This window comes from Janthinobacterium breve, from assembly GCF_051380895.1.
Taxonomy (GTDB): Bacteria; Pseudomonadota; Gammaproteobacteria; order Burkholderiales; family Burkholderiaceae_D; genus Janthinobacterium.
This window is the reverse complement of sequence record NZ_JBNYXY010000015.1, coordinates 131,715-149,391: the sequence shown is the minus strand read 5'-3', so window position 1 is coordinate 149,391 and position 17,677 is coordinate 131,715. Positions and strand designations below refer to the sequence as shown.

Here is a 17,677-nt window from a genome sequence, read left to right as displayed (position 1 = left end):
TCCATGGATATTCGTATCTCACGCCTACATTTCCCTGTGACCACGCTCGGCCCCGGACGACGCATTGGCATCTGGTTGCAAGGCTGCAGTATCCGTTGTCCAGGCTGCATTTCTGCAGACACATGGGACGCTAACAAGGGACAGGCGACCGTGGAAGGCGTGATGGCGCATCTCGCGCAGTGGCTACCCGCCGCCGAAGGCATCACGATTTCTGGCGGCGAACCATTCGAACAGCCTGAGGCACTTGTTGTGCTGCTGGCTGCACTACGCAACACGACGTCGGCCGACATTCTCGTCTACAGTGGCAAGCCGATTGAGCAGCTGGCAGCTGTGCTGCGACACGCGACGGGGTTCATCGATGCACTGATCTCAGATCCATTCGACCTCGATGCCCCGCATACCATGCCCTTGCGCGGTAGCGACAACCAGCGCCTTCATCTACTCACGGCCCTCGGCATTGATCGCTTCAGCGTGTATGAACCGCCTTGCAAAGCGCAGGAGAAGTCACTCGATGTCATGTTTGACCCGGATGGTAGCGTCTGGTTTGCCGGCATCCCCCAGCGTGGGGACTTTTTGCGCTTGCAAGAGCTATTGATTAACCAGGGCCATCGCGTTCACATCAGCGCCGACAAGGCGCGCACCACCAAGGCACACCCATCATGATGCGTTTTTGTCCGAATTGCAAAACCGAACGTCCTGTGGAGGAATGGTTCTGTGAGGGCGTCGTCGACAACGTACCTTGTCAGTGGGAGTTATCCGCGCTTCCCATTCGCGAGGTCGGCGACCGGCCACAGGAAATCGTCACTAAGGTTGAGTGCCTGCCCGTAATAGTCGGCCTGCTGTGCACAAACGGCCACCAGATGCATGCAGGCGACTTGATGTGCCTGACCTGTGACGCCGACCCGGCCAGCCATGAGGATGCTCCAATAACGACTGCGCCGCTGCCACTGGCGTCGGAAGAGACGCAAATTGACGGCTGGCGAGTAACGCGTCGTATTTCCAGTACCGACAGTGTGCGCGAGCGCTACATCAGTCAACATCGTGACACCAATCGCCAGGCGGTATTAACGCTCTACCTCCCTGGTGCAGAGCCGGACCCCGCAGTGTACGAAGTGATCGGTCGTCTACCGCGAGAACACGTGCCGGAGATCATCACCACTGGTCGGTGGGATGGCAGGGCCTATGAGGTGGCCGAAGAACTGAGTGGCGGGACGTTGGCCGATGTCGGTATCGCTTTCAGCGACATGGCGACCATCCGTCATGTAATTTCTGAGCTGGGCCAGGCACTGCATTGCTTCTCCGAAGCTGGTCTGCGACATCGCGACCTGCGGCCAGGTACGTTGCTGGTGCGTAGTCGCGACCCGCTGGATCTGGTCATCAACGGCTTTGGCTCCGCCCGTCTTTCAGAGTTTGACCTCGATATCGTTTCCCCCCTCGAAACCTCGCGCTACATGGCGCCGGAAGCTATTGCAGGTGGCGTGGCTGCCGCCTCCGACTGGTGGAGTCTGGGCATGATTCTGCTGGAACAACTGACCAACGGCGCCTGCTTTGCAGGGTCCAACCCCCAATCATTCCTGATCCATGTCCTGGCGAATGGCATCACACTACCCGATGATCTTGATCCCCAACTCCACCTGCTGTTTCGTGGCTTACTGGCACGGGACCGGCACCAGCGTTGGCAATGGCAGCAGGTTCGGCGCTGGCTGGAGGGTGAGGCGGTGGATGCACCCTCGGCAGTGACCCTTGAGATCGACAGCATGGACGGAAATAGTATCGTGCTGAACAAAAGGCGCTATCACAAACCTGCCGTGTTCGCGTTAGCCGCCGCTGAGAGTGAGCACTGGAATGAGGCAAAAGATCATTTACATCGTGGTGTACTGACGACCTGGGCTGAGCAAGCGAAGGTCGCGCCTGCCACGCTCGCGGGCTTGCGCCAAGTCGTGCAATTGGAAGGTGTCGACGAAGATTGCCGGCTGATGATTGCACTCAAGCTGCTCAATCCGGAGATTCCGCTGATTCTGCGCGGGGAAATCGTCACGCCCGGCTGGCTGTTGCAGAATGCACTGGAGGCATATGACCTCATCACCGGCGCCGTCCCTCCCTTCTTGCAGCGATTGCAAACGGAGACCTGGCTATCGCAACTCCGGATGCGGGCCGAGGTGGTGCGGCACCGCGCCGCCAACTTGGGGATCGAACTCAATGAGCAGACAGTTCGCATCAATTTACTTTCCACCTCGCGCGCGCGTCTGGCAGCGATATGGGACCAGCAACGGCTGTTGTTCCCTGACTCCGACCATCCAGGCCTGCTGTCCCTGTCGGAGCGGCGCACGATCAGCGAAGAAGACCTGATTGTCCTGCTGAGTGCGGCTGTCTCGCAATTCCGCTCGGTTGACGCCGTGCTGGAACAAGCTCATGAATTGGCCAAGCAAGAGGATATTCTCAGCTTTGACCCGTTGGCTGCGCGGGCCGAACTGAGCCTGTTACGTACTGAACTGTTCCGAAAGGTCGACGACCGTATTGCCGGCTTTGCTCGCACCGGGAAGAAAATCATCGATGACCTGGCAGAGCAGTTCCGGCTTGAACGTCGGTTGCCGTTGCATGAAGTCATCCTGATCTTGGCGGTGCCGGCGGATCAGTGGCTGGAACCGCAAAAGCAGCAGTATGTTTCGCAGATACTCGATTTTTTTGAAAAAAAACTATCATCTGCAGTATTGCGCGGCCCGCTGGTGCGCATGACGATCGGGAAGTCCACCGGCCGCGCCGACATGCTGGAACTGAGTAGTCCACGGCAGAGTGGTGCGGCCTTGTTGGAGCACCTGTTGCAACGTAATTCCCAATCGGTCGCAATCGACCCAGGGATCCTTGCCGACAATATCCCTCTGGTCGCCAGGCTAACAGCCCTACACCGCCAGACTTCGATCTATAAGCGCGATACCGGTATCGATGGCTTGTATCTCGGCTTCCCGTTTCTCCTCATCAAGGACAACCGCAGCAAGACGCGCCCCAGAATCACCCCGGTCCTGCTTTGGCCGGTGAAACTGCTGATGGAGCTGGGAGCACGGGGACAAGTCTCGCTGGCCTTCGATACGGAACGCGAAGAAGTCCGCATCAATCCAGCATTAGAAGGGTTGCTGGGACGCGAGGCGGTCAAAGATTGGCGCAGCGCTGCTGACGAGGTGTTGGGCCGCTCGGCGCTGAAAATGGGCGACGTCCTCGATGCCTTTGGTATGCTGGCAACGCCCGAGCAGCGACAGTTGACTTCCCTGCCGGCGCCCTCTTATGACATTCCAGCCGGCACTGCGTCGTTGCGATGCGCTGCCGTTTTGTTCCACGTGACCTTCAGTGGCCAGGCCATCGGCGAAGACCTCAGGCAACTCAAGACGCTTTCCCCATCCGGTACCGCGCTGGAATCCATGCTGAGGCTCAAGGAGAAGGCGGAATTTGATGCACCAGTCGAAAAGGCCATGGAAATTGACCGCTACCTGACCGTCGCCAGCGACCCCTCACAGGAGTCCGCCGTTCTGAAGGCACGCCAGTGGCCGGGCCTGCTCGTAGAAGGGCCGCCGGGAACCGGCAAGAGCCAGACCATCGTCAATATGGTGGCCGATGCCATCGGCCGCAAGAAAAGCATGCTTATCGTGTGCCAGAAGCATGCGGCGCTGGAGGTGGTGTATAAACGTCTGGTGGCCGAAGGGCTAGGTGACCGCATTATCATGATCAACGACGTCAACAAAGACCGCGAGCCGACGATACGCGCGGTCCGTGAGCAGCTGGACGGCATGTTCAAAGGCTCGCAATTTGATAATGGCTGGGTACGGCAGCGCGAACGCGTTGCCGCCAAAATTGAAACACTGGAAAGTGAGTTAGACCGGCTGCACCAGGCCCTACACCAGGTGGATGAGGCGACAGGCCTGAGCTACCGAGTCCTGTTGGGCCAGCTCATCGAACTGGAAGTAGGCAGCCCTCCGCTGAATATGCCGCAACTGCGCACCAAGCTATCGTCACTCGATTCATCGGTCCTGACGACGGTCGAGGAGGAATGTGCACCACTGGCCCGATACTGGCTACCCGCGAAATTTGAAGGCAGTGCACTGGCCCACTTGAAGGCGTTCGCGACCGATCGTGGAACCTTCGACGAATTTCATGTCGCGTTCAGAACCTTCCTCGACGCCGAGCATAGCCGCATGGAGATATTGAACCAGCATCCAACCCGATTTGATGTCGACGATCCAGCTCCGCATCGCGCTTGGCTGAACCAGAATGCACCGCGTCTGGAAGCGTTGGATGAGAGTCAACGCAAACGCCTGGCTCACTGGTTGCCGCTGTTTCGCCCTGCCGACAAAGCCGATGCGCCAGGCCATTTGCTCTATACCGCGCTGCGGAAACTCCATCAGGAGTTACTTGCCATAAGTGGCGCTAGCTACCATGATTTACTCTCGGGCGCGCTGGCAAGTCTGCAGGATCCCGAATTGGACAAGGTCGAGCAGCAGACCAGCCTGGCGGCCCGCCCGCTCAAATTCTTTGACCGCCTGAATCCCTTCACCTACCTTCGAAGAAAGCTGGCATTAAAATTTGCATCGCAGGCGGGAGTGACAGCCGAGGTAGATACGATCGCCAAATTGCTCGCTGCCGCGCGCCTCGAGCTGCAGTGGCGCCCGATCCGGCAGGCACTGACTACTATATCCGATGAACTTCATCTGGATGCGATCGAAACGACCTGTGGACCGACACTGGCGGCCGAATGCTTGACGCGCTTGCGCAAGCTGGAGGAAGTGCGCGAACTGGCACAGTATTTGGCGATTGCGCCGCGGGGGGCGGAGTTTGACGCAGCCGTCATGACGGGCGACCGCGCTCCGGTCGAGCAACTACTGGATGGCTTTGAGCGCGCTTTCGTGCGCCATGCGGCGCGTCAGCACAGCACACAGGCCCTATTGCTATTGGAAGAATGGATCGAGCCGGATTTTGCAACCCAGTGCCATCAGGCCATTTCGCAAAATATCGAATTCCGCACTATTCCCAATCGCATTCAGGATGCGCTGCCGACTTTAGCAGCCTACCAGCAGTTCCGCATGCGGTCGCGGAATCTGAGTAAAGAATCCCTTGAGATATTTGCCGTGATGCGCACGCACGAAGCCTCGATGAGCGCGATTCCAATGGGCGATCTGGACGGTGAGGTTCGCCGCTTGATCAACCGGGAGGCTCGGCTGGGCTGGAAACGCAGAATAGAACAAACTAGTCCCGAGTTATTGCTGGAACAAACTGAAACGGTCGCCAAGGTGCAATCCTTGGCAGTGGCTGATGAAGAGATGCGTCGGCTGAACCGTGATGTTTTACGTGAGGGAATTGAGCGCGGCCAATTGGCCAGTTCCAAGCAATGGGAGGACGTCACACGTCTGAAAGGTCAACGCTCACGTAGGTTGCGCGAATTCATTGAATTGGGTGCAGGCATGGGTCTGATGGAGTTGCGTCCCGTATGGCTCATGAACCCTGACGTCGCCAGCCGGGTTCTCCCATTAAAGAATAACCTCTTCGATACGATCGTCTACGACGAGGCATCACAGATGCCAGTGGAATATGCACTACCGACCCTGTTCCGCGCGAACATCGCCATTGTCAGTGGCGACGAAAAGCAAATGCCCCCAAGCGCATTCTTCTCTGGCCGAACCGACAGCGACGAGGCGGACATCTTCGATGGCGATCAGCCCGACGACGACGCCAGCGAACAAGAAAAGGAGCAATTTGAAGAAACCTGGAATCGCCGTGAGATCAAGGACTGTCCGGACTTGCTGCAACTCGCGAGAAGTGCCCTGCCAATCACCACGCTGCAGATCCACTATCGCTCGGCTTACCGGGAACTCATTGGTTACTCGAACGCTGCTTTCTATGAGAATAATCTCAGCGTCCCGGCACGCCATCCTGACGCGACCATCCGGGCCATCAAGCCGCTAGAACTGATTCAGGTGAATGGCCTGTATGAGAAACAGACAAACAGTGATGAGGCCGATCGCGTGGTGGATGTCCTGGCCGAACTGTGGCGTCGTCCCTATTCCGAGCGGCCGTCCACGGGTGTCGTGACGTTTAACATGAAGCAGGCGGACTTGATCGAGGAAAAGCTGGAGCAGCGAGCCGAAGCTGATCCGGTATTCCGCACCGCTTACCAAGAGGAAGCCGCTAGATGCGAGAACGGCGAAGACATGGCGGTATTCGTCAAAAACGTCGAAAACGTCCAGGGTGACGAACGTGATGTGATCGTTTTCTCCACTACATTCGGGCGAAATAGCCAGGGAACCTTTCGACGCGCCTTCGGTGTGCTCGGACAAAAAGGCGGAGAGCGGCGTCTGAACGTGGCGGTAACACGCGCGCGACAAAAAGTCGTGCTGGTAACGTCTATGCCAATTGTCGACATTTCCGACATGCTCACCACCAGGCGCCGACCGACGATTCCCCGCGACTATCTGCAAGGTTACATGGAATACGCGCGTACCATGTCTAGTGGTGATCTGCAGACTGGCAATGCACTACTGGGACGGCTACATAGTGAACGCGTGAGCGCCCGAATGCAGCAAGGCCAGAAGCTGGACGGTTTCGCGAGCGATGTCCTCGATTTCTTGCATTCGCTGGGTTTTAATCCAGTGACGGCGCAGGAAGGCGATGCGTTCGGCATGGATTTCGCAATTGCCGATCCAAAGACCGGCCTCTACATGATTGGTATCGAATGCGATGCGCCCCGGCACGAATTGCTGAGTCGTGCCCGGGCACGCGACATCTGGCGTCCATCGGTATTAAAACGTACGATTCCCAAGCTACATCGGATTTCATCTCGCGCCTGGTACCACGACAATATCGCCGAGAAGGCAAGGTTGGAATTTGCCATTGAATCCGCAATACAAAAGGAACCGATAGCATGAGTGGCCCGAAAGTTGTACGCATCGTCACGCGTGAAGAAATAATGGCAATATGCGAGAACCTGTTCCGTCAGCTGGACCAGTCCATCGCTACATGGACAAGTGAAGGACAGCGGATGGAGGAATTATCCGACGCGGAGATCGCGTCGACGCTGTTACGCAGAAAGGAACTGGGCGACTTGCTCACCCGAGATGCCTTCGCTGACTTACAAAAGAACGTGCCCGACGAAATGGCATTTTTGCATGCTGATCTGGAACGACGCCGGCAACATAGCGTTGAAAAGCTGGTTCAAGCGCGCAAGCGCCGGCGTCAAGGCCAGATCAATGCCAGCACCCTTATAGGTACCCTGGAATCGCGAGGCGTCGTTGTTCCGGCAGAATTGCGGGCCCTGGCTTCCGGCGAAGAAGTGATAGATACCGATGCCGTTCTCGCGCAAGGACTTGCCATGCTTACTCCAAAGGCGAATGGATTGACCAGTGCGCAACAGGAACACGCAAAAAGGCTAATGATCGAGGTGCCAGAAATTGATGCCTGGAAGGCAGTTACCATCGAAAACCCAAGGATCGAACGCATTGATCACCAGATCGCGGAACTCCAATCGCTACTCGGAGCAGAACAGACGGCAGCGTTAAATGAACGCCTGCGCACGATCGAGACAATGCCATTCGACGCACATCAGCAACTGCAGTTGGACAGCATGATCATCGACCTAGCGGCCACGCTCAAGGAAATGCGCGCACAGCGCGCTGTCCCGGCTGAAGTGACGCCGGTGGCTACTGAAGAACGCTTTGCTGAAGCACGCCGCAAGGCAATCCTGAATGGATTGGCACAACTGGGATACGAGGTACATGAGGGAATGGAAACCGCATGGGCAAACGATGGCCAAATCGTGGCGAAGAAGCCATCATTGCCAGGTTATGGGGTTGAGATTGGCGGCCAAGCCCGGACCGGGCGGATACAGGTACGCACGGTAGCGGTCACGGCGGACCGCGATACTCGCCGCGACAAGGATGTTGAGACACTGTGGTGCGGTGACTTTTCCCGCCTGCAGGAACTGCTCGCCGAGCAAGGCGACAACCTTGTAATTGAACGTGCGTTGGGCGTGGGTACTGTTCCCCTGAAATTATCGCTCGATACCCGGACAGCCGAGAGTCTTGAATCTAACTGTCGAACATTTCCCTAACCAATTGACACGCAGCGTGTACCGATAATTTAAGAGCCACCTCGGCATTGGCTTCTTAAACCTAAGCAAACATTTTATATCGCGCAACAGGCACTTATCGCCCTATATCAGCCATTCGACCTCGTAGAGTCAAGAAAGAATATCGTTGCGAATTTGCTCGTAAGTGGCCATCTGAATTTTTCCTAAGAACGTGTTCACGATCTCCTGAGCAGCATCGCCAGGAAAGCCAGGTGGATGAACTGCAAGCTGGTGTTGAGCCATCGCTCGCAGTTTTTCCACAGTCGCCTGTTTTTCTCTAGCCAGGCGAAGCTGCGCTCGACCACCCAGGGCTTGGGTAACCGTGGAAGTTTATCGTTTTCCAGTGACTTTATTGAGCGCGTGTAACACAATAGACTCACGCAGTAAACAGCCGTCGACCAGCTCTGTCGGACTCCGATGTGAGAATGACTCTGCCTCTCCAGGACAGTTGCCAGTGAGTCGCCGAACAACACCCTTAGCGTGGCGAATTTTCTCCCTAAAATAGCGAAGCCAGGGAACCAACTGGCTTTCGTGATCCAACCTAAATACCATACCTTGAAACTGGTCTTCGCCCGCCTTGGGTTCTCCGTCTTTGTCTTTCACTAATTTTGGACGGCGTTGTAGTTCTATGATATAGGCAGGCCCGTCGGCCAAGGTAAGTCTTGCGACCAAAAAACCTCGCAGGCCTGGTTTGGGTGGCTCTATATATGGAAATCGTTTTACTTGAGTCGTAACGTCTTCATCGATGTCAAAAGGAGTAAGCGGAATTAATTTATATTCCGATGTGGAGTTCAGCCCGTCTTCAAAAGTGAACCAGGACAAGGATCTAATCAGGTCTGGTCGCTTGCGGTGAAGACTGCCCATTGCATCCCACATATCCCGCAAAATCCCATGTGATTCGTACGTCTGCGGTGCGTGTATCGAAGCATGCCCGATACCTTTACCGCTCCCATGCGCTTCTCCTGCCGAGAACATTGAAGCATCGCCGCCTTTTCCATGCTTACCAGCGACAGATTTTGCTTGATCTGCACGCATGTCGATCACCGTACGTTCAAGGCCAAGAGTCACAAAATCTGAATCCTGTATTTCTACGGCCGGAGAGTCGCCATCAGGTTCGCCATCACCGGTCAGATCGATGATTTCATTCATATTAAGTATTCGTTCTGGTGTTCCCGTCCATGCTTCGGGGCTGCCATCTGGGGCAGGTGATTTCGCGTTGTTGCTGTTCTCGCGGCCGCGGTGAATTTGTTCGCCGATCGGATCGCTCATACCAACGATATTGAACGCCAAAAATGACTTGCCGTCATCCAAGCTCACGCCTTTTACACAGAGCTTTGCCGATCCTCGGAACCAAGGTGCAATTTGTATGAATGCAGGCTTGGTCAGTTTTGGATCGATCTTCGTCTGAAGGTCGGCGTTGATACGTTTGGTAAGCCTTGCCGTATAGGTGTCGTATTTTGCATGTGCGAGAAAGATGACATCGCCGTTGAACATCCGTCGGCGCAACCGTACCTTCCATTTTCCGGGCTCTTCAGGCTCTTCCAGCGTTGCGTACAGTCGGCTTTTCGCGGAGTCGGGAACGTCATCCCATGGGTAGGTTGCAACTACCCGCTTCAATTCTCCCGACCGTCCGTAGCAACGTGAGAAGAATTCTAAGCAGGGCACAAAAAGCTTGCCGCCGTTCGGCAAGTCAAATTCGATAAGCCAATTTGCATCATTCTCGCGCTCGAGCTTGTATACACTTTGCTGGAATGGCGGAGCACGGCGTTTTTGCCTTGCTTCGGACAAAGAGGTAAACCGCCATCCGCTCTCGTTGAAGTTGAGAGAAAACTCTGTTGGTTCGAGATCCAATTCCCCTTTACATCGATCATTTTTCCACACGGTGCCTACACGTACCTGACCAAGTGAGGTCAGGGGTATCCGTCTATGTGCAACCTTATCACCGATTACCCCCGGTGAAATATACTCTCGGAAATGGACGAGGACGTGTGGTTGGGAATTGTCCTTAGGATTTTTGTAAAAACCGGAATACCACCAGGCAACCATCACATCGTTACCGAAGTCAAGAGTGCCCTGGATTCTGATTGCAGTGCTAATTTTTTTGAACTTATGCTTGAACTGAATCGGCATGCTGTCATATCGTGTGCCCATGAATGACCGTGATACGGTTATCCACAGCTGGCGATTTAAAAATGTTGTAGTGAGGCAATTATGGCATCTATTTAGGGAGCGTCGCAGTTATTTTGAAAAAGTCACATGCGGATGGCAATTTCGAAGGGGAGTCCGAAGCTCTAGGCACCGATTTCGCTCAAAACCGCACTGGTTTTCCGTATGGCAACCAGTTATGCTGGGAAACCATCAACAATACCCCGCTATATGACTAACTCCCGGATCCTGTACGCGTATTGCAAAGAACTTAATGAGATCGTAAGCATTGACACCGCTCGTAAGTATTTTGTGTGTGAAGAACCCGCACTTGAGAGCTATCACTTCTTCTGCGATGATGTGAATTGCGCGGGTGGGGCGAAGCCAGTACGCGTCACTGGTGTGAACTACAGAGTCCCAGCTTCGGAGTCTGCGAAGTACGTCACGGCGCACTATCGACTTCTCGATAGCCATCATCAACTATGTCATTGGAATATAGATGCGGATTCGGATGCGCTACGTCCAGGGGAGACTGACGACGATGCGAAACAGCGGCGGTTACGACGGAAGCTTCACGATCTCGTTACGGTGTTTGACCCGGAGCTTGCGGAAGATGATGGGGTAGGACGGCACCGGATACAGCAACCCGCGAATCTCGACAAGGACGTAGATGCCCAAGGACGACCTCCTCGTCACACAAATGGCGACGATGCCGACAATTTGTTAGGCGGGTACAATCGAACGAATCAATTGAGTCGCTTGGTTGAGACATACAAGGAGGCAAAAGTTACGTTGACGAAAGAGGAGTTCAACGAGCTTGAGATTCGTATTGTCAACGAGGGAGTGTTGAGGCTGAACGAGTACTTTTGCCGACTCGCGCGGGCATCGTATGAGACCCGTAATCGAGTGATTTTTGGTGGCGCGACCTTGGTAGGCCGCTATGGACAAGGCTTCAAATTCAAGTTCTATGACAAGGTTGCTAATACGACGGTGTATTTATATGTGAGCCCAGCAAAAATGGCTGGATTCCGCTTCCGTAAATACCTGGAGTTGTCTCTTTGCCGTGCCACGGAAGTAAAGTATTTCACTATATATGCGCTTGGTACTTTGGTCGCTGGTAATCGCGAAGGAAACTCGGACCTGGTCGTTGATGATCTGCGTCATCTTTCACTTGTACTAGGGCCGGAAATTTTGCCATTTGTTAGTGAGTCCAATGCTTTATAGCCTGGCGCGGAGCTCGTCGATGATATAGAACGCGTCCACTGCGTCATACACGGTCATCACCGGATCACGTGCTAAGCAAATGTCACATTGAGTCGGTGGTGTAAAGCTTCCGGAGATTGCGATGGTAAGACTTACCAACCCTGTGGCACCTTCCACATCAACAGAGACGTAGGACTGGTCTCCAATTCTGTATGGCCGGACTTTCCAAGATGGCCCCGCCCCAACTGCCAGCCGCAGAGATGAAATCATGCTATTAAGGATATCTTTGCCCCTAGGCAAGATAGACGCTTCAGTGATTGGCCCTACAGAGAAAAGTGGCATATTTTCCTTAATTGGTATTTTGTTAATTTCCCGGCGCCCATTAGGACATGAATTCTCATATATATTCTGGGATGACCTCGGATTCTTGTGGCAAGCGTGAAATGTCGCAGTTATTTCGGATATGTCGCAGCTATTTCGAAAAGTCACAGCCGCCGCCCACCAGGGCCACGCCGGACGCCGTCTGGTGCGGCGCCCTATAGGGACGACGTTTCCAGTGTTCAACCTTGAAGTGGCCGCCCAGCGAATGCACGGCCGCCGATTCCAGCGCCTCTTCATCGCTCATGGGCGGCAGCACGCCGGGGAAGCGGCTGGCCAGCATGGTCTTGCCTGCGCCCGGCGGCCCCACCATCAGGACGTTATGGCCGCCCGCGGCCGCCACTTCCAGTGCGCGTCGCGCCTGCAGCTGCCCCTGCACATCGGCAAAGTCGGGATACGCAAAAGCGTGTGCTGCCAGCACGGGTTGATGGCGCTGCAGGGCGGTCTGGCTGGCGGACGCGGCAAAATGCGCGCAGACCTCGAGCAGGCTGTGGGCGGGATAGATGCAGGCATCGCTGACCAGCGCCGCCTCGTCCGCGTTCGCTTGCGGCAGGATGAAGGCGCGCGGCGCGCCCGATTGGCTGCGCTGCATGGCAAAGGTCATGGCCAGCGCACCACGGATGGGGCGTAGCTGGCCCGAAAGCGACAGTTCGCCCGCGAATTCATAGTGGTGTAACTGCTCGTCGGGCAACTGGCCGGAGGCGGCCAGGATGCCCAGCGCAATGGGCAAGTCGAAGCGGCCCGATTCCTTGGGCAAGTCCGCAGGCGCCAGATTGGCCGTAATGCGCCGCGCCGGCATCTCAAAGCCGCAGTTTTGCAACGCGGCGCGGACGCGGTCGCGCGATTCCTTCACTTCTGTATCCGGCAGGCCGACAATGGTAAAGGCGGGCAAGCCATTGGCAAGGTGGACTTCGACACTTACCTCGGGTGCCTCCATGCCGGCCAGGGCGCGGCTTTTCAGGACGGCCAGACTCATCAGACTCCCCTGTGGCGCGAGCGCGGTCAGGATCAGTCTAGCGCTTGCAACGCTGTCAGGCTTGAGGTATGCCAGCAAGGCCGTCTATAACACGACCTTGCCGGCGGTACTTCATGCCTTTGGTTCGTTCAGGCGCGTTTCCAATTCGATCAGGCGCAATTCCAGTGCGTCCAGCTTGGCGCGGGTCTTGGCCAGCACTTGTGCCTGGATATCGAATTCCTCGCGCGTGACGAGATCGAGGCGGGCGAAGCCCTGGGTCATCATCGATTTCACGTTTTTCTCGATATCCTTGGCAGGCGAGTTTTCGATGGCTTGATGGATCTTGCCTTGCAAGTCGTTAAAGAAGGTATTCATGTCCATGGTCAGTCCTTTTATGGTGCAGCCTGTGCATCGCACCATTGCGGTGCACAGCGGCGTTAATCTGGTGCGAAACTGGGCGGTTCATTGTGCTTCAGCAGCCTGTATCCGCAGTCCTGGCGGCTTGCCGGGTAGATATGGACGGAAATGCACCTGTCAAGGTGGCAAGAGAGCTGGCACGTATTCTGCTAAAGAAGTGATGAACGCTTTGTGATCTCCAGCCAAGATTTTAAACCTCAACCGCTTTAAAAGTTCAATAAAAGGAAATCGCCATGAAGTATCTGTCCAAGAACATGACTTTAGTAGCAGCGTTGACGCTGGCCATGACCGCCATGTGCGGCAGTGCCATGGCCCAGGATGCAGTGGCAGCGCCTGCTGCGGCCGAAGCCGTACCTGATAACGTGGTGAGCTACAACGTGGCGCTGACCAGCGACTACCGTTACCGCGGCGTGTCGCAAAGCCGTCTTGACCCTGCCATCAGCGGCGGTGCCGACTATACCCACAATCCGACGGGTCTGTACGTGGGCACCTGGCTGTCGAGCATCAAATGGATCAAGGACGGCGGCGGCGATACCAATCTGGAATGGGATATCTACGGCGGCAAGCGGGGCGAGATCAGCAAGGATTTTACCTATGACGTGGGCGGCCTGTACTATTTCTATCCTTCGAATGGGCTGAGCACCAATGCCAACACCTTCGAGCTGTACGGCCAACTCGGCTATGGCCCTATGTATATCAAGTACTCGCACTCGACGAGCAATCTGTTTGGCGTGCCTGACAGCAAGAACAGCGGCTACCTCGATGTGGGGGCCAACGTGGAAGTGCATGATGGCTACATGTTGAACCTGCATGCCGGGCGTCAGAAGGTCGAGCACAACGATGCTCTCAGCTATAGCGATTACAAGATCGGCGTGACCAAGGATTTCGGTGTGGTGACCGTGGCTCTGGCCGCCGTCAAGGCTAATATCACGTCGCTGGCACCGAATGGCAAGAACCTGGCGAAATCCGGTCTCGTGCTGACCTTGTCCAAAACCTTTTAAGCGAGACTGCCATGAAAATGATTACAGCAATCATTAAACCGTTCAAACTGGACGAAGTGCGCGAAGCCTTGTCGGCTATCAATGTACAAGGCATTACCGTCACCGAAGTCAAAGGGTTCGGCCGTCAGAAAGGCCACACGGAACTCTACCGTGGCGCTGAGTATGTCGTCGATTTCTTGCCAAAAACAAAGATTGAAGCGGCCGTTGATGACGCCATTGTTGACCAAGCCATCGAAGCGATCGAAGGTGCCGCGCGTACCGGTAAAATCGGCGATGGCAAGATTTTCGTCTACAACCTGGAACAAGTCATCCGCATCCGTACCGGTGAAACCGGCAACGAAGCGCTCTAAGGGGAATATTGATGCATAAAAATATAACAAAATTGCTCGCCGGGATAGCCTGCCTGTGTGCGTTTGGCGTCGCCACACCGAGCTTTGCCGATGCGCCCGTCAAGACGGAAGCGGCCACGACCACGGCCGTCGCCGCCCCCGCCGTGACGCCGGTTCCTGACGCCGCGCCCGCTGCCGCAGCTCCCGTCCCGGCCGCTGCCGCGCCAGCCGCTGCCCCTGTCGCCAACAAGGGCGACACCAGTTTCATGATGATCAGCACCTTGCTGGTGATTTTGATGACCATCCCCGGCCTGGCCCTGTTCTACGGCGGACTGGTGCGCTCGAAGAACATGCTGTCGGTGCTGATGCAAGTGTTCATGGTGTTCGCGCTGGTCATCGTTCTGTGGTGCATCTACGGCTACTCGATCGCCTTCACGGAAAAAACCGCCTTCTTCGGTGGCTTCGACCGCTTGTTCCTGAACGGCATCTGGGATCCGGCCAAGGGCACGTTTGCCGCCGCTGCCACCTTCAGCAAGGGCGTCGTGATTCCCGAGTTCGTCTTCGTGGCTTTCCAGGGCACCTTTGCTGCCATCACCTGCGCACTGATCGTCGGCGCGTTTGCCGAGCGCGCCAAGTTTTCCGCAGTTTTGGCCTTCGTCGTGCTGTGGTTCACGTTCGCTTACCTGCCAGCGGCCCACATGGTCTGGTTCTGGACGGGGCCTGACCTGATCACCAATGCCGCCACCTCGGCCAGCGAAGCCCTGAAGGCGGGCTGGATCTGGCAAAAAGGCGCGCTGGACTTCGCCGGCGGCACCGTGGTGCATATCAATGCCGCCGTCGCCGGCCTGGTGGGCGCGATCATGATCGGCAAGCGCGTCGGTTATGGCCGTGAATCGATGGCGCCGCACTCGCTGACGATGACCATGATCGGCGCTTCCCTGTTGTGGGTGGGCTGGTTCGGTTTCAATGCCGGTTCCTCGCTGGAAGCGGGCGACGTGGCTGCCCTGGCCTTCGTCAACACGCTGCTGGCCACCGCTGCCGCCACCCTGTCGTGGGTGTTTGGTGAGTGGATCAGCAAAGGCAAACCATCCATGCTCGGTGGCGCATCGGGTGCCGTGGCCGGCCTGGTGGCGATCACCCCGGCGGCCGGCTTTGTCGGTCCGATGGGTGGCCTGGTCATCGGCTTGCTGGCCGGTGTCATCTGCCTGTGGGGCGTGAATGGCCTGAAACGCCTGATCGGCGCCGACGATTCGCTCGACGTGTTCGGCGTGCACGGCGTGGGCGGTATCCTCGGCGCCTTGCTGACGGGTGTGTTTGCTGCACCACAACTGGGCGGTCAAGGCATCTTCGACTACGTCACCAACAAGATGTCGGCGGATCCGTACTCGATCGGCCACCAGGTGTGGGTGCAGGCGCAAGCGGTCGGCACCACCATCATCTGGTCGGCCGTGGTCTCCGTCATCGCCTATAAACTGGTCGACATCGTCATCGGCCTGCGCGTACCGGAAGAAGAAGAGCGCGAAGGCCTCGATATCACCAGTCATGGCGAGCAGGCATATCATGGTTAAATGATAATAATCTGGCATGCCAGCGCCCAGGCGCGGCATGCCTGGCTTGAAAAGGCGCCTCATTGAGGTGCCTTTTTTTCGTTGTGGGAATGGAAAAGGTCTTTAAAACAAGGCTTTTGCCCCGATTTGGGGTACTTACACGGTAATATAGTCGGCAGTTCTGTGTGCTTTTTTAAATACTGCACATAATTTAAGGATGTAACTATGGTTCCCCATCTCGTCACGGCCCTGACCGGACCGCTGCTCGACCTCGAAAAAAAGATTCTGGCTGCGACGCCGGCCATTGAGCGCTGGTTTCGCATGGAGTGGCAAGAGCACACGCCGCCCTTTTATTGCTCGGTAGACTTGCGTAATGCGGGCTACAAGCTGGCGCCTGTCGATACCAATCTGTTCCCTGGCGGTTTTCATAACCTGGCCACGGAAATGCTGCCCTTGTCCGTGCAGGCGGCCATGGCCGCCATCGACAAGTATTGCCCGGACGCCCGCAACCTGCTGATCGTGCCGGAATTGCACAACACCACGCCGCAATATCTGCAGAACGTGGCGCGCCTGATGCAGATATTCCGCCAGACGGGCCTGCATGTGCGCTTCGGCTCCTGGTCGCCCGAGATCACTCAACCGACACCGCTGGCGTTGCCAGATGGCAACATGCTCGTCATCGAGCCGCTCGTGCGCCTGAACAATGGCCGCCGCCTGGGATTGAAGGATTTCGACCCGTGCACGATTCTGCTGAATAACGACTTGTCGGATGGCATCCCCGATATCTTGCAAAATATCCATGAACAAAGCCTGCTGCCGCCTTTGCACGCGGGCTGGGCCTTGCGTCGCAAGAGCAACCATTACGCGGCCTACGATGAAGTGGTGAAAAAATTCGGCAAGATGATCGATGTCGACCCGTGGATGCTCAACCCCTTCCACGCCAAGTGCAGCGACGTGAACTTCCAGGAAGGCGAGGGCGAAGATGCGCTGGCCGCCAGCGTCGACGTGCTGCTGGCCAAGATCCGCAAGAAATACAAGGAATACGGCATCAAGGAAAAGCCCTTCGTCATCGTCAAGCCCGATGCGGGCACGTATGGCACGGGCATCATGACAGTGCGCGACGCCAGCGAAGTGCGCGACCTGTCGCGCAAGCAGCGCGACAAGATGTCCATCGTCAAGGATGGCAAGGTCGTCACCGACGTCATCATCCAGGAAGGCGTGCCGACCTTTGAAAGCATCAAGGATGCCGTGGCCGAACCTGTCGTCTACATGATCGACCGCTATGTGGTGGGCGGTTTCTATCGCGTGCACGCAGAGCGGGGCGTGGACCAGAACCTGAACGCGCCCGGCTCGCAGTACGTGCCGCTGGCGTTTGCCCAGCAGCATGCCGTGCCGGACTTGAAGGCCAAGCCGGGCACGGCCGCGCCGAACCGCTTCTATGTGTATGGCGTGGTGGCGCGACTGGCCTTGCTGGCCGCATCGCTGGAAATGGAGCGCACGGACCCGAATCCCGAGGTGTATTGATCCATCCCAGCAGCTTGCCGGGCGCGGTGACTACTGTGCCTGGCGATCTCGGCTAGAATCAAGCATTCCTT

General features: G+C 56.4%; 10 protein-coding genes and 2 pseudogenes. 8 read left to right on the top strand and 4 right to left on the bottom strand.

Features of this window, described 5'->3' with window-relative positions:
* Nucleotides 1-3: 3 nt before the first annotated feature.
* The 3 genes from ACQ4W0_RS27415 to ACQ4W0_RS27405 are packed head-to-tail and all read left to right on the top strand — an operon-like array spanning nucleotide 4 to nucleotide 8,089.
* On the top strand, nucleotides 4-663 hold the full coding sequence (locus tag ACQ4W0_RS27415; protein WP_436579613.1) for a 4Fe-4S single cluster domain-containing protein: 660 nt from the start codon (nucleotides 4-6) through the stop codon (nucleotides 661-663).
* The gene (locus tag ACQ4W0_RS27410) at nucleotides 660-6,908 is read left to right on the top strand and encodes an AAA domain-containing protein (RefSeq protein WP_436579612.1); all 6,249 of its coding nucleotides are present in this window, start codon (nucleotides 660-662) and stop codon (nucleotides 6,906-6,908) included. Before ACQ4W0_RS27415 ends, ACQ4W0_RS27410 begins: the two co-directional genes overlap by 4 nt.
* On the top strand, nucleotides 6,905-8,089 hold the full coding sequence (locus tag ACQ4W0_RS27405) for a hypothetical protein (protein ID WP_436579611.1): 1,185 nt from the start codon (nucleotides 6,905-6,907) through the stop codon (nucleotides 8,087-8,089). Before ACQ4W0_RS27410 ends, ACQ4W0_RS27405 begins: the two co-directional genes overlap by 4 nt.
* A gap of 194 nt (nucleotides 8,090-8,283) precedes the next feature.
* On the opposite strand, the pseudogene ACQ4W0_RS27400 reads toward ACQ4W0_RS27405, so the two are convergent.
* Both ACQ4W0_RS27400 and ACQ4W0_RS27395 read right to left on the bottom strand, forming a co-directional pair.
* Nucleotides 8,284-8,427 (bottom strand): annotated as a pseudogene (locus ACQ4W0_RS27400) (transposase); the annotation flags it as partial.
* 10 nt (nucleotides 8,428-8,437) lie between these two features.
* Nucleotides 8,438-10,237, bottom strand: a complete 1,800-nt coding sequence (locus tag ACQ4W0_RS27395; RefSeq protein ID WP_436579610.1) for a hypothetical protein — start codon at nucleotides 10,235-10,237, stop codon at nucleotides 8,438-8,440.
* 201 nt (nucleotides 10,238-10,438) lie between these two features.
* Here ACQ4W0_RS27395 and ACQ4W0_RS27390 point away from each other — a divergent pair, with 201 nt between their 5' ends.
* Nucleotides 10,439-11,476, top strand: coding sequence for a hypothetical protein (locus ACQ4W0_RS27390; protein WP_436579609.1), 1,038 nt, complete (start codon nucleotides 10,439-10,441; stop codon nucleotides 11,474-11,476).
* Nucleotides 11,477-11,945: 469 nt separating this feature from the next.
* Here the strand turns inward: ACQ4W0_RS27390 and ACQ4W0_RS27385 are convergent.
* Nucleotides 11,946-12,809 (bottom strand): annotated as a pseudogene (locus ACQ4W0_RS27385) (YifB family Mg chelatase-like AAA ATPase); the annotation flags it as partial.
* Between the two features lie 111 nt (nucleotides 12,810-12,920).
* Nucleotides 12,921-13,169, bottom strand: a complete 249-nt coding sequence (locus tag ACQ4W0_RS27380; RefSeq protein ID WP_092716695.1) for an accessory factor UbiK family protein — start codon at nucleotides 13,167-13,169, stop codon at nucleotides 12,921-12,923.
* 269 nt (nucleotides 13,170-13,438) lie between these two features.
* On the opposite strand from ACQ4W0_RS27380, the gene ACQ4W0_RS27375 reads away from it, so the two are divergent.
* From ACQ4W0_RS27375 to gshA, 4 genes are all read left to right on the top strand, one after another.
* Nucleotides 13,439-14,206, top strand: a complete 768-nt coding sequence (locus ACQ4W0_RS27375; protein WP_436579608.1) for a TorF family putative porin — start codon at nucleotides 13,439-13,441, stop codon at nucleotides 14,204-14,206.
* A gap of 11 nt (nucleotides 14,207-14,217) precedes the next feature.
* A complete protein-coding gene (locus ACQ4W0_RS27370; protein WP_010393464.1) occupies nucleotides 14,218-14,556 on the top strand; it encodes a P-II family nitrogen regulator in 339 nt (112 codons plus the stop codon).
* An 11-nt stretch (nucleotides 14,557-14,567) separates the two neighbouring features.
* Complete coding sequence (locus ACQ4W0_RS27365) at nucleotides 14,568-16,103, top strand: ammonium transporter (protein WP_436579607.1); 1,536 nt, start codon at nucleotides 14,568-14,570, stop codon at nucleotides 16,101-16,103.
* A gap of 204 nt (nucleotides 16,104-16,307) precedes the next feature.
* Complete coding sequence (gene gshA, locus ACQ4W0_RS27360) at nucleotides 16,308-17,606, top strand: glutamate--cysteine ligase (protein ID WP_436579606.1); 1,299 nt, start codon at nucleotides 16,308-16,310, stop codon at nucleotides 17,604-17,606.
* Nucleotides 17,607-17,677 lie beyond the last annotated feature (71 nt).

Coding starts and splice junctions, on each gene's coding strand:
- ACQ4W0_RS27365 (WP_436579607.1), top strand. CDS start 14,568: ATGCATAAAAATATAACAAAATTGCTCGCCGGGATAGCCTGCCTGTGT.
- ACQ4W0_RS27415 (WP_436579613.1), top strand. CDS start 4: ATGGATATTCGTATCTCACGCCTACATTTCCCTGTGACCACGCTCGGC.
- ACQ4W0_RS27380 (WP_092716695.1), bottom strand. CDS start 13,169: ATGGACATGAATACCTTCTTTAACGACTTGCAAGGCAAGATCCATCAA.
- ACQ4W0_RS27405 (WP_436579611.1), top strand. CDS start 6,905: ATGAGTGGCCCGAAAGTTGTACGCATCGTCACGCGTGAAGAAATAATG.
- ACQ4W0_RS27390 (WP_436579609.1), top strand. CDS start 10,439: ATGGCAACCAGTTATGCTGGGAAACCATCAACAATACCCCGCTATATG.
- ACQ4W0_RS27370 (WP_010393464.1), top strand. CDS start 14,218: ATGAAAATGATTACAGCAATCATTAAACCGTTCAAACTGGACGAAGTG.
- ACQ4W0_RS27410 (WP_436579612.1), top strand. CDS start 660: ATGATGCGTTTTTGTCCGAATTGCAAAACCGAACGTCCTGTGGAGGAA.
- gshA (WP_436579606.1), top strand. CDS start 16,308: ATGGTTCCCCATCTCGTCACGGCCCTGACCGGACCGCTGCTCGACCTC.
- ACQ4W0_RS27395 (WP_436579610.1), bottom strand. CDS start 10,237: ATGCCGATTCAGTTCAAGCATAAGTTCAAAAAAATTAGCACTGCAATC.
- ACQ4W0_RS27375 (WP_436579608.1), top strand. CDS start 13,439: ATGAAGTATCTGTCCAAGAACATGACTTTAGTAGCAGCGTTGACGCTG.